Here is a 265-nt window from a genome sequence, read left to right on the forward strand (position 1 = left end):
TCCTGCTCCAGCCGCTTGTCGTAGCGGATGCCGGCGTCGCAGCCGGCCGCCAGCACGTCCACGAACCCGTCCTCGACCACCACCTCCAGGCGGATCTCCGGGTAGGCCGCCAGGAAGGGCGGCACGAGCGCCGGCAGCACCAGCCGGGCGGCGCTCAGCGGAACGTTGAGCCGGAGCGTGCCCGCGGGACGGTCGCGGAACCCGTTCACCACGTCGAGGGCGGATTCCACCTCGGCGAGGGCCGGGCCGAGACGCTCCAGCAGGC

At 74.0% G+C, this 265-nt stretch carries 1 protein-coding gene; it reads right to left on the reverse strand.

Annotation, left to right across the window (positions count from 1 at the left end):
- Positions 1 to 265 (reverse strand): LysR substrate-binding domain-containing protein (locus KZZ07_RS27025; protein WP_255564629.1); only part of this gene is annotated, 265 nt, incomplete at both ends.

It is taken from the genome of Mameliella sp. CS4, from assembly GCF_019392335.1.
GTDB lineage: Bacteria > Pseudomonadota > Alphaproteobacteria > Rhodobacterales > Rhodobacteraceae > Antarctobacter.